Source organism: Dactylosporangium sp. NPDC051087, from assembly GCF_055586325.1.
The window spans coordinates 94,605-106,014 of record NZ_JBVJIJ010000030.1 but is presented as its reverse complement, the minus strand read 5'-3'; the positions used below and the strand labels follow the sequence as shown (position 1 = coordinate 106,014).

Annotated in this window: 10 protein-coding genes; 8 read left to right on the top strand and 2 right to left on the bottom strand. The window is 70.6% G+C overall.

The genetic code is table 11. The features are described 5' to 3' along the window. The first annotated feature begins 102 nt into the window (after positions 1 to 102). Positions 103 to 1,299: a substrate-binding domain-containing protein gene (locus tag ACZ6TV_RS43270; protein ID WP_465305237.1), complete on the top strand. Its 1,197-nt coding sequence runs from the start codon at positions 103 to 105 to the stop codon at positions 1,297 to 1,299. 9 nt (positions 1,300 to 1,308) lie between these two features. On the opposite strand, the gene ACZ6TV_RS43265 is transcribed toward ACZ6TV_RS43270, so the two are convergent. Continuing rightward, complete coding sequence (locus ACZ6TV_RS43265) at positions 1,309 to 2,868, bottom strand: sigma-70 family RNA polymerase sigma factor (protein ID WP_465305235.1); 1,560 nt, start codon at positions 2,866 to 2,868, stop codon at positions 1,309 to 1,311. A 584-nt stretch (positions 2,869 to 3,452) separates the two neighbouring features. On the opposite strand from ACZ6TV_RS43265, the gene ACZ6TV_RS43260 reads away from it, so the two are divergent. From ACZ6TV_RS43260 to ACZ6TV_RS43230, 7 genes are all read left to right on the top strand, one after another. Then, positions 3,453 to 4,976 (top strand): sugar ABC transporter ATP-binding protein, encoded by a 1,524-nt coding sequence (locus ACZ6TV_RS43260; RefSeq protein WP_465305233.1) that lies wholly within the window; start codon positions 3,453 to 3,455, stop codon positions 4,974 to 4,976. After that, positions 4,973 to 5,998, top strand: a complete 1,026-nt coding sequence (locus ACZ6TV_RS43255) for an ABC transporter permease (protein WP_465305231.1) — start codon at positions 4,973 to 4,975, stop codon at positions 5,996 to 5,998. The genes ACZ6TV_RS43260 and ACZ6TV_RS43255 overlap by 4 nt, the downstream gene beginning before the upstream one ends. Then, positions 5,995 to 6,978: an ABC transporter permease gene (locus ACZ6TV_RS43250; RefSeq protein WP_465305229.1), complete on the top strand. Its 984-nt coding sequence runs from the start codon at positions 5,995 to 5,997 to the stop codon at positions 6,976 to 6,978. The genes ACZ6TV_RS43255 and ACZ6TV_RS43250 overlap by 4 nt, the downstream gene beginning before the upstream one ends. Before the next feature lie 36 nt (positions 6,979 to 7,014). Beyond that, positions 7,015 to 8,211 carry a substrate-binding domain-containing protein gene (locus tag ACZ6TV_RS43245; protein ID WP_465305227.1) on the top strand — a complete coding sequence of 399 codons (1,197 nt, stop codon included), beginning with the start codon at positions 7,015 to 7,017 and terminating at the stop codon, positions 8,209 to 8,211. Between the two features lie 10 nt (positions 8,212 to 8,221). Further along, on the top strand, positions 8,222 to 9,079 hold the full coding sequence (locus ACZ6TV_RS43240; RefSeq protein ID WP_465305225.1) for a sugar phosphate isomerase/epimerase family protein: 858 nt from the start codon (positions 8,222 to 8,224) through the stop codon (positions 9,077 to 9,079). Between the two features lie 17 nt (positions 9,080 to 9,096). Beyond that, positions 9,097 to 9,471, top strand: a complete 375-nt coding sequence (locus tag ACZ6TV_RS43235) for a MerR family transcriptional regulator (RefSeq protein ID WP_465305223.1) — start codon at positions 9,097 to 9,099, stop codon at positions 9,469 to 9,471. A 195-nt stretch (positions 9,472 to 9,666) separates the two neighbouring features. Further along, complete coding sequence (locus ACZ6TV_RS43230; protein WP_465305301.1) at positions 9,667 to 10,449, top strand: zinc-binding dehydrogenase; 783 nt, start codon at positions 9,667 to 9,669, stop codon at positions 10,447 to 10,449. Positions 10,450 to 10,486: 37 nt separating this feature from the next. Here the strand turns inward: ACZ6TV_RS43230 and ACZ6TV_RS43225 are convergent, their stop codons facing one another. Further along, positions 10,487 to 11,371, bottom strand: coding sequence for an SDR family oxidoreductase (locus ACZ6TV_RS43225; protein ID WP_465305221.1), 885 nt, complete (start codon positions 11,369 to 11,371; stop codon positions 10,487 to 10,489). Between the last annotated feature and the right edge of the window lie 39 nt (positions 11,372 to 11,410).

Genomic DNA, 11,410 nt, shown 5'->3' with positions numbered 1-11,410 from the left:
ACGCCATGAGGTGACACACCGTTAGGAGAAATCGCCATGCCATGGAACTCGCTGCTCACGCTCCGAAGTGTTGGCGAGGCACCGCATCCCCTTGGAGTTCACGTGAGACGATCCACGTACGTCGCCGCGACCATGACGGCGGCGTTGCTGATCCTGACCGGTTGTGCCACTGATGAGCCCACCACGACGGCTTCCGGTGCCGCGTCGTCCAGCGCTGCTGCCGGCTCTGGCACGGGTGAGCAGTCGAAGTTCTTCGTGCAGGCGGACTACGACAATGAGCTGTCGTTGTTGCAGGCGACGGCGACGGGTCCTGCGGACAAGCCGTGGGAGCAGGTGCTGAACCCGAAGATGGTCGACACCGCGAAGTACAAGAAGGCGGGCCCGTACAAGATCTGCTTCTCCAACGCCGCGCTCAACAACCCGTGGCGGCAGGTTGGTTACAAGGTCATGCAGGCTGAGGTCGAGGCGCAGAAGGCGAACATCAAGGAGTTCGTCCACGTCGACGCCGAGGGTAAGGACAGCAAGCAGATCGCGGACATCAACGACCTGCTCGGTAAGGGCTGTGATGCGCTGATCGTGTCGCCGAACACGACCGCGACGCTGACCCCGGCCGTCGAGGCCGCCTGCGCCAAGGGCCTGCCGGTCATCGTGTTCGACCGCGGCGTGGACACGAAGTGCCCGGTCACGTTCATCAACCCCATCGGCGGCTACGGCTTCGGGCATGTCGGTGCGTCGTTCCTGTCGGAGAAGGTCAAGCCCGGCGGTAAGGTCCTCGCGCTGCGTATCCTGCCCGGCGTCGACGTCCTGGAGACCCGCTGGTCCGCCGCCAAGGTCCAGTTCGACAAGGCGAAGGTCAACGTCGTCGGGGTCGAGTTCACTGATGGTGACCCGGCGAAGACGAAGAAGATCGTCAACGACTACATCCAGCGGTACGGCACGATCGACGGCATCTGGATGGATGCGGGTGCGACGGCGGTTGCTGCGGTGGAGGCGTTCCAGGACGCCGGCAAGCCCGTCCCGCCGATCAACGGTGAGGACCAGCTGGACTTCCTGAAGCTGTGGAAGGACAAGAAGCTCACCGCGATCGCGCCGACCTACCCGACCTACCAGTGGCGCACCCCGATCCTCGCCGCGATCAAGATCCTCAACGGTGAGCAGGTGTCCAGCCCGTGGAAGCTGCCCCAGCCGACGGTGACCCAGGACAACCTCGACAGCTACGTCGACGCCAACATGCCGCCACTGCACTACGCCATGTGCGGCTGCAAAGACCTGCCCGGCTACCCCCAACGCTGGAAGTAAAGACGCCGATCAGGCCTGCGTGAATCGCCACTGCTGGTTGGTGGTGCCCTGGCAGGTCCATTGGACCAGCCGGGCGCCATCGTCCGCCGCGTTGCCGAAGACGTCGACGCACAGTCCACTCAGGACGTTCCTGATGACGTAGACACCCGCGGGCGCCGTCGTCACCGGTGTGACGGTGAACCTCTGGTTGTCTTCGTTGTGGCACCGGTACTGCTGCAGGTAGGCCCCTGCGGAGGTGGAGCGGCCGGCGACGTCCAGGCACTTGCCGGACTGCACGGCTTTGAGCGTGACGGTGCCACCGCCGGCGTCGATGACCTGCCACCGCTGGTTGTCGGCGCCGGTCCCGGGCCATTGGATGACCGGGGCCCGATCGGCGCCGGAATGTGCCTCGACGTCCATGAGCTTGCCGCTGTGCTCCGCGGTCAGCGTCCACGTCCGCCCGATGACCGGCACGGCGCTGGAAAGGCTCGGTCCCGGTGTCGAGGGTGCGGTGGGCTCGCGGGTGCCCGGTGCGGGTCCTCTGGTCGCGGACCCGGCGGTGACCGGTGGTTGCGGAGGTCTCGGCGGTGGCACCGCGACGCGGGTGGGCGTCGGTTCGACCGGTGGCGTGGACACCGCGATCGGCGTGATGACGATCCCGGCCACGACGACCGTGCCCGCGACGAGGGAGACGAGGGGATGCGCTGCCACGGCACCCGCGAGCTTGCCCGCCAGCGAGAGGTGCGCGGTGCCGGTCGCGGCGTGCGCGAACGAGTTCGCGGCCGCCGGAAGCAGGCCCTTGGCCATGAGGGCGGCGATGAGCGTGGCCGGGACGGGCAGCACGGCGAGGGCGGTGATGATCTTGTCGATCCTGATCAGGTCTGCCGTGGTCGCGGTGCAGACGGCGCAGTCGCGGACGTGCCGGGCGATCCGTTTGCGCCAGACGGTCGACGGCTGCCCGTCCCATTCGGACACGACGGTGTCCAGGCCGGCGCAGCGAGGCTCGGCGGCGAGGGCGCTGACGATTCCCCGGCATCGCTCCAGCTGCTCGCGCATCCGCTGCAGACGGACACCGGCGTGCGCGACGCTCACCCCCATGGCTTCGGCCACCTCGGCGCGGCTCATGAGCTCCGCCGTCTCCTGCCACCACAACGACAGCAGGGTCCGGTCGTCCGGATCCAGCCATCGGCTCGCCTCGGCCAACCGGCGTCGCTGCTCGGCGAGCTGCATGTGCAGCACTGTCGTGCGCTCGATGTCCGCCGCGCTGTCCGCGACGTCGGCCGCCTCCTCGATCGCGGTGGTCCGCGCCGCCGTGGACTGCCAGCGGTCCCTGTGCCTGCCGATCTGATGCATCGCCACCGCGGCCAGCCACGGCCGGAAGCTCTCAGGGCTGCGCAGGCCCGGCAGGTCCCGCAGCACCAGCAGCAATGTCTCCTGCACGACGTCGTCCACATCGGCGGGCCTGCCCACGGCCCGGCCGACGATGTTGTACAGCAGGGGCAGACACGCCGAGATCAACTCGTCACGCGCGTCCCTGCTGCCGGCCTGCGCGGCGATGACCAGCGGCGCATAGTCACCCCGGAAGGTCACGGGCGGCACGGATGGCGGCTTCCGCAGCCGGGGTGCCGGTCCGCCGTGCATATCAGGTCCCACAATCGCTGTCATGAATGCGGAGGTCGTGCATCGGCCCACCACAGTGTCGACGGAAGGCGATGGTGTCAAGATCCCGCCGCGGAGCGGTCCATTGCGCGAATCGGCATAACAATTTTTCCGGGAGCGGTTCGGCGACAACGGACAGTCACGCTCAACGTTCCCGGGCCGTGGCCGCGTCGCCAAGCGTGCTGAAGCCATCTTCTGATGTCAATATGTTCGCCCGTACCAGCAGGTAAAAGCCATCTCGTGAGCCAGAGGGGCGGGGAAGCGCTCTCCGTGGACTCGCCCGTCCGGCCTGCTGGCATCGGTCGATCGGCGGAGGTTGGGCAACGGCTTTGTTTCGGTGTCGTTGCGCCGTTGCGGCGGAACATCGAAACATTTAGTCTGCTCTCCGCGACCTTTAGTTGAAACCAGCAAAAGTTACGGACTTCAAAGGCGAAAGTCCCCACGCTGAGTGCTCCACCGATGCTCGACCGCAATCATGATTGTCTTCGATGGTTACGGTAAGTTAGGGGTTTGGCATGGCTGAAACGCCCCCGCTGCTACGGCTCGGTGGGATCGGCAAGTCCTTTCTCGGCGTGCGCGTGCTGTCCGATGTGGACATCGACGTGCACGCCGGCGAGGTGCACGCCGTCGTCGGCGAGAACGGTGCCGGCAAGTCCACCCTCATGAAGATCATCTCTGGGGTGTACACGCCCGACGGCGGCACGATCGAGCTCGACGGCCGGCCGGTGAGCTTCAAGGGCCCGCGCGACGCGCAGGCCGCCGGCATCGGCATCATCCACCAGGAGTTCAACCTCCTGCCCGAGCGGACCGTCGCCGAAAACGTCTTCCTCGGCCACGAGCCGGTCAGGCGCGGCCTGGTCGACCGCAAGGCCATGCACGAGCGCACCGCGGAGCTGCTCGCCGCCGCCGGCGAGACGTCGTTCGACCCGGGGGTGAAGGTCGGCCGCCTCGGCGTCGCCCAGCAGCAGGTCGTCGAGATCGTCAAGGCCCTCGCCCTCGACGCGCGCCTGCTCATCATGGACGAGCCGACCGCCGCCCTCGCCGACCACGAGGTGGAGCTGCTCTACGCCCTGGTGCGCCGCCTGCAGGAGCGCGGCATCGGGCTGCTCTACGTGTCGCACCGCCTCACCGAGGTCTTCGACCTGTCCGACCGGATCACGGTGCTCAAGGACGGCCGGCGGGTCACCACCCTTCCCACCGCCGGCACCACCGGCGACCAGCTCGTCAAGCACATGGTCGGCCGCGACCTGGCCAGCTACTACCCGCCGCGGGCGGCGCCCGGCGACATCGGCGCGGTCCGCCTCGCCGTCCACAGTGGATCCAACCACAAGCTGCGCGACGTCGGCGTCGAGCTGCGCGCCGGGGAGATCCTCGGCATCGGTGGCCTGCAGGGCTCCGGCCGCTCCGCGCTGGCCCGGGCGATCTTCGGCGCCGACCCGTTCACCGGCGGCACCGTCGAGCTCGACGGCACCCGGGTGCAGCTGCGCTCGCCCCGCGCGGCGATCCGGGCCGGCATCGCATACGTGACCGAGGACCGCAAGGGCGAAGGCATCGTCGCCGGTCAGTCCGTCCTCGACAACGCCCTGCTCGCCGGCCGTGCCGTCTTCCCCTCGGGGCTGTTCTCGATGCGCGGCCGGACCGACCGCACGACGAAGATCCGCGACCTGCTCAAGGCCGTCGAGGTGCACGCCGCCGGCGACGACCAGGAGATCCGCTTCCTGTCCGGCGGCAACCAGCAGAAGGTCGTCCTCGCCCGCTGGCTCGCCGTCGGCCCGAAGATCCTGCTGTTCGACGAGCCGACCCGCGGCATCGACGTCGGCGCGAAGTCCGCCATCCACGACCTCGTCCGCAAGCTCGCCCGCGACGGCGCCGCGGTGCTGATGATCTCCTCCGAGCTGCCCGAGCTGCTCGGCATGAGCGACCGGATCGTCGTCATGCGCGACGGCGTCATCGCCGGGGAGCTGCCCGCCGGCGCGAGCGAAGAGGACGTCGTCGGGCTCGCGACCGGCGCACTGACCGTAGATGAGGTGAACGCGTGACCGTGGCCCCGCCCGTACCGGCGAAGACCACCGCGATCCGGCTCAAGGCATCCGCTGCCGGGCCCGCCCGCGGGGTCTACATCGCCCTCGCGCTGACCCTGGCGATCGGCTGGATCGTCGTCGCCATCGACGGCGGGTCGCTGTTCAACCAGTCCACCGTCGTCAGCCTGCTGCACGTCGCGACCGGCCTCGGCCTCGTCGCCGTCGGGCAGACCCTGGTCATCCTGGCCGGATCGCTCGACCTCTCCGTCGCGTACGTCATCAGCATCAGCACCCTGGTGGCGGCCGAGACCATGGCGGGCAGCGACGGGAACATCCTGCCGGCGCTCGGCCTGGTGCTGCTCGTCGCCGCCGCCATCGGGCTGCTCAACGGGCTGCTGGTGACGAAGCTGCGGATCAACGCGTTCATCGCGACCGTCGGCGTCGGGCTGCTGCTCAAGGGGTACCTCGACAACGGCTACGACGGTCCGGCGGGCAAGACCGCGCCGGCCTTCGTGCAGAGCCTCGGCTACCAGCGCGTCGGCCCGGTGCCGGTGGCGTTCCTGCTGCTGCTCGCCGTCGCGGCCGCCGCCTGGTTCGCGGTGCGCAACACCCGCTTCGGCCACCACCTCATCGCCGTCGGCGGCGACCCCGACGTGGCCCGGCTCTCCGGCGTGCGCAACGACCGGATCCTCATCACCGCCCACGTGCTGTGCGCGCTGTGCTCCGGCCTCGCCGGGATCTACCTCGCCAGCCGCCTGGGCTCCGGCGCGCCCCGGGTCGGCGTCGAAGGCCTCTACGACCTGGAGTCCATCGCCGCCGTCGTCCTCGGCGGCACCGCCCTGGCCGGCGGCCGCGGCGGCGTCCTCGGCACCGTCGGCGGCGTGCTGCTGCTCGCCAGCATCGACAGCATCTTCAACCAGCTCGAGGTCGACGCGTTCTTCAAGCAGGTCATCCGCGGCGTCATCATCATCGCCGCGGTGGCCGTCTACGCCCGGCGGATGCACCGCCGCCGCACTGCGACCCGGAAGGCGGCGGCATGACCAGCACCGCAGTTGCCGAAACCACCCCCCGGAAGCGGGTCAACCTCCTGAAGCCCGGCGGGATCGCGCCGATCGTCGGCATCCTCGCGATCCTGCTGGTGCTGGTCGCGATCCGGCAGCCCGACTTCTTCGCCCCGGCGTCGCTGCTGTCCTTCATCGGGCGGTCCGCGCCGATCATCCTGCTCGCCGCCGGGCAGTACTTCGTCATCGTCTCCGGCGAGTTCGACCTGTCCGTCGGCTCGCTGGTCACCGCCCAGGTCGTCGTCGCGGCCCGGCTCATCGACAGCGACCCGGCCAAGACCTGGCCGGTGGTGCTGGTCGTGCTCGCCTTCGGCGTCGTCGTCGGGCTCGTCAACGGCCTCGTCACCACGCTGCTGAAGGTGCCGTCGTTCATCACGACGCTCGGCATGTACCTGATCCTCGTCGGCGCCGTCTACCTGTGGTCCGACGGCGCGCCCAAGGGCGGCCTGTCCGAGGAGTTCCGCCGCTTCGGCCGGCGCGCGTTCGAGGACGTGCCGCTGCTCGGCCGGGTGCCCTACGCGCTGCTCATCCTGCTCGGCGTCGCCGCCGTCGCGGTCGCGGTCATGCGCTCGGACTTCGGCCGCACGCTCGTCGCCGTCGGCGGCAACCCGCGCACCGCGGAGCTCACCGGCATCCGGGTCTGGCGCACCAAGACGACCGCGTTCGTGCTCAGCGGCGTCTTCGCCACCGTCGCCGCGATCCTGCTCGGCGGCTACAGCGGCGTGTCGTTCCAGGCCGGCGCGGGACTCGAGTTCGGCGCCATCACCGCCGTCGTCCTCGGCGGGGTCGTCCTCGGCGGCGGCCGCGGCGCGGTCGTCGGCGCCATGCTCGGCGCCCTGACCCTCGAGACGCTCTTCGCGCTCCTCAACTTCTACGGCGTCTCCGGCGCCCTCCGGTCCACCGTCCAGGGCCTGATCATCCTCATCGCCGTCGCAGTCGGAGCACTGCGCCGCCGCTGAGGCGCGCTCCCCAACACCCCATCCCTAGGAGAACACGTGAGACGAAACACGTACGTCGCCGCGACAATGACGGCGGCGTTGCTGATCCTGACCGGCTGCGCCACCGACGAGCCCACCACCACGGCTTCCGGTGCCGCGTCGTCCAGTGCCGCGGCCGGCTCTGGCACCGGTGAGCAGTCGAAGTTCTTCGTGCAGGCGGACTACGACAATGAGCTGTCGCTGCTGCAGGCAACCGCGACCGGCCCCGCCGACAAGCCGTGGGAGCAGGTGCTGAACCCGAAGATGGTCGACACCGCGAAGTACAAGAAGGCGGGCCCGTACAAGATCTGCTTCTCCAACGCCGCGCTCAACAACCCGTGGCGGCAGGTTGGTTACAAGGTCATGCAGGCTGAGGTCGAGGCGCAGAAGGCGAACATCAAGGAGTTCGTCCACGTCGACGCCGAGGGTAAGGACAGCAAGCAGATCGCGGACATCAACGACCTGCTCGGTAAGGGCTGTGATGCGCTGATCGTGTCGCCGAACACGACCGCGACGCTGACCCCGGCCGTCGAGGCCGCCTGCGCCAAGGGCCTGCCGGTCATCGTGTTCGACCGCGGCGTGGACACGAAGTGCCCGGTCACGTTCATCAACCCCATCGGCGGCTACGGCTTCGGGCATGTCGGTGCGTCGTTCCTGTCGGAGAAGGTCAAGCCCGGCGGTAAGGTCCTCGCGCTGCGTATCCTGCCCGGCGTCGACGTCCTGGAGACCCGCTGGTCCGCCGCCAAGGTCCAGTTCGACAAGGCGAAGGTCAACGTCGTCGGGGTCGAGTTCACTGATGGTGACCCGGCGAAGACGAAGAAGATCGTCAACGACTACATCCAGCGGTACGGCACGATCGACGGCATCTGGATGGATGCGGGTGCGACGGCGGTTGCTGCGGTGGAGGCGTTCCAGGACGCCGGCAAGCCCGTCCCGCCGATCAACGGTGAGGACCAGCTGGACTTCCTGAAGCTGTGGAAGGACAAGAAGCTCACCGCGATCGCGCCGACCTACCCGACCTACCAGTGGCGCACCCCGATCCTCGCCGCGATCAAGATCCTCAACGGTGAGCAGGTGTCCAGCCCGTGGAAGCTGCCCCAGCCGACGGTGACCCAGGACAACCTCGACAGCTACGTCGACGCCAACATGCCGCCACTGCACTACGCCATGTGCGGCTGCAAAGACCTGCCCGGCTACCCCCAACGCTGGAAGTAGGGTTCTGATCGTGCGTGCCATCGGTGCCAATCCCTGGATCTGGTCCTCACCCGTCGACGACGCCGCCCTGGCCCTGATCGTGCCGCGCCTCGCGGCGTGGGGCTTCGACGCGGTCGAACTGCCGATCGAACAGGTCGGGGACTGGGACCCGGCACGCACGAGCGACCTCCTCGCCGCTCACGGGGTGATCGCCGCGGGTGTCTGCGCGGTCACCCCACCCGGGCGCGACCTGGTGTGCACCGACACGGCGACCGTCGCGTCGACCCAGGCCTATCTGCGGGCCTGCGTCGACGCGGCGGCGGCCGTCGGGGCGCCCTGCGTCGGCGGCCCGGTCTACGCCGCCGTCGGCCGCACCTGGCGGATGACGCCCGCGGAGCGGCGGGCCTGCTACGCGGACTTCCGGTCCGCCGTCGCCCCCGTCGCCGACCACGCGGGGGAGCGCGGCGTGTCGATCGGCGTCGAGGCGCTGAACCGCTACGAGACCAGCGTCGTCAACACGATGGAGCAGACGGTCGAGCTCATCGACGGTCTGCCGGCCAGCGTGGGGATCATGCTCGACACGTACCACATGAACATCGAGGAGAAGGACCCTTACGCGGCGGTCGGCCTGGCCGGGCCGTTCATCAAGCACGTCCAGGTCAGCGGCACCGACCGCGGCGCACCGGGCAGCGACCACCTCGACTGGCCGTGGTTCCTCGCCGAGCTCGACAAGACCGGCTACACGGGCGCGCTGTGCATCGAGTCATTCACCGCGGAGAACGAGACCATCGCCACCGCCGCCTCCATCTGGCGCCCCCTCGCCCCGACACAGGACCAGCTCGCCCTCGACGGCCTGGCGTACCTGCGGGGACTGCTCAGCGGCCCCTGACCGGCCAGCTTCGAGGGATGAGGATCGGGGAGCTGGCGCGGCGGACCGGGGTCAGCGTCCGCGCGCTGCGCCACTACGAGGACGAGGGCCTGCTCAAGCCCGACCGGGCCGGCAACGGCTACCGCGACTACGCCGGCGGCGACGTCGACGCGGTGCTGCGGATCAAGGCCCTCATCGACAACGGGCTGCCGACCCGGATCATCCGCGACGTCCTGCCCTACCTCGACGGCCCCGCCGACCTCATGCCCGAGGTGCCGTGCGCATACCTCCTCGACCAGGTCGCCCGGCAGGCGGGGCAGCTGCGGCAGCGGATCACCCGGCTGACCCGCGACCACGACGCGCTCACCGCGTACCTGCGGGCCGCGCGGGGGTTGACCCTCACGCAACCGTGAGGGTTCTACCGTCGGCCGCATGCGAGCGCTCCGACAGTCGTCCCTGAACGGCCCCTCCGACCTCCGGCTCGTCGACGCCCCGGTGCCCGTCCCGGGACCCGGTGAGGTCCTGATCCGCGTCGGCGCGGCGGGCGTCAACTTCGCCGACGTCATCAGGCCCGCGGCACCTACGAGGGCGGGCCGGCGGCGCCGTACATCGCCGGGTTCGAGGCCGCCGGTGAGGTCGTCGCCACCGGCCCGTCCATCACCGCCGTGCAGCCCGGCGAGCACGTCATCGGCCTGGGGCCGGGGGCGTTCGCCGAGTTCATGGTGCTGTCCGCCGCCGCGCTGGTACCGGTCCCCGGCGGCTGGACCGACGAGCAGGCCCTCGGTCTCGTGCTGAACTGGGTCACGGCGCTCGCCGCGCTGCGGACCGTCGCCGCCGGCGAGACCGTGCTGATCCAGGCCGCCGCCGGCGGGGTCGGGCAGGCCGCGGTCAGGATCGCCGTCCACCGCGGCGCGACGGTGATCGCCGCCGCGTCCGCGGGCAAGCACGACCTGGTCCGCGCGCTCGGCGCGGCGCACGTGGTCGACGCACGGGCCGACGTCGCCGCGGAGGTGCTGCGGCTCACCGGCGGACGGGGTGCCGACGTCGTGCTGGAGTCCGCCGGTGGGGCCGCGTTCAGGGCCGCTCTCGCCGCGGCCCGGCGGGTCACCGGCCGGGTCGTCGTCTACGGCGTGGCCGGCGGCGACGCGACCGTCAGCAACCGGGAGCTGAACTTCGTCCACCCGGTGCACGTCATCGGCCTGCATCTCGGGGTGCTGATCGGCGCCGCCCCGGACCTGTACGCGGCGCTGCTCGCCGAGCTGGAGCCGCTGCGGGCGGCCGGTGTCCTGGCTCCCGGCGCGCCGGTCGTCCACGACCTGGCACGGGGGCCCGAGGTCCTGGCCGCCATGGAGGCGCGCGCCACGACCGGCAAGCTCGCGCTGCGCCCCTGACCGCCCCTGACTGCCCCTGACTGCCCCTGACCGGCGCTCACCCCCGCCGCCGGGTGGCCTGCCACAGGTCGGCGGTGTCGCGGACGTACGTCTCGTAGGAGCGGGGCGGGCGGCCCAGGAGCGCGGTCGTGGCCGCCACGCCCCGGGCGGACGTGGCCATGCCACGCCTGGCGAGCAGGGCGTAGGTGTGCAGGAAGTCGTCGAGCTTCTGGCCGTCGAGCCGGCGGGCCAGCGCCGCCCGCCAGTCGCCGGTGCCGTCGTAGCGGACCGGGCGGCCGAGGACGTCGCTCCACACGCGGGCGGCCCCGGCGCCGCTGATCGACGCGGGACCGGACAGGACGTGCCCGCCGGACGGGAACGCGGGCTCCGTCAGGGCCCGCGCGACGACCTCGGCCGCGTCGCGCAGGTCCATGCGGTTGACGCCCTTGTCGTGGACGGGCAGCGGGTAGCCGCCGGCCAGGATGTCGTCGCGGACGATCTCGTCGTTCTGGTAGTAGTTCGGCAGGCCGAACACCACGGCGTCCGCACCGGCGCGGGACATCAGGTGCGCGATCCGCAGCTTGCCGCGGTAGTGCGACAGCGCCAGCCCGAGCGCGGTGCGCAGCAGCCACCTGCTCACGGCGGTCCGCCCGCCGAGGTACACGCCGGCGAAGACGACCCGCACCCCGCGGTCCGCGCAGGTCCGGGCGAACGCCTCCGCCAGCCGCAGCTCGTCGGGATGGTGCGGCGACACGTACAGCGCCGCCCGGACACCCACCAGGGCGGCCGCGAGGTCGCCGTGCACCGGCACCGCCCCGGCGGGCAGGAGCGGGATCCGGCCCGCGTCGCGGACCAGCGCCCGCACGTCGGCGCCGCGGGCCAGCAGCGCCCTCGTCACGGCGCCGCCGATGCTGCCGGTCGCGCCCGTCACCAGAACCGTCATCGTTTCCTCCAAGCAGTCGAAAGGTCGCTGCCCAGAACC

Excerpts from the sequence above, each read along its gene's own strand:
- ACZ6TV_RS43260 (WP_465305233.1), top strand. The coding sequence starts at position 3,453 with ATGGCTGAAACGCCCCCGCTGCTACGGCTCGGTGGGATCGGCAAGTCC.
- ACZ6TV_RS43250 (WP_465305229.1), top strand. The coding sequence starts at position 5,995 with ATGACCAGCACCGCAGTTGCCGAAACCACCCCCCGGAAGCGGGTCAAC.
- ACZ6TV_RS43235 (WP_465305223.1), top strand. The coding sequence starts at position 9,097 with ATGAGGATCGGGGAGCTGGCGCGGCGGACCGGGGTCAGCGTCCGCGCG.
- ACZ6TV_RS43225 (WP_465305221.1), bottom strand. The coding sequence starts at position 11,371 with ATGACGGTTCTGGTGACGGGCGCGACCGGCAGCATCGGCGGCGCCGTG.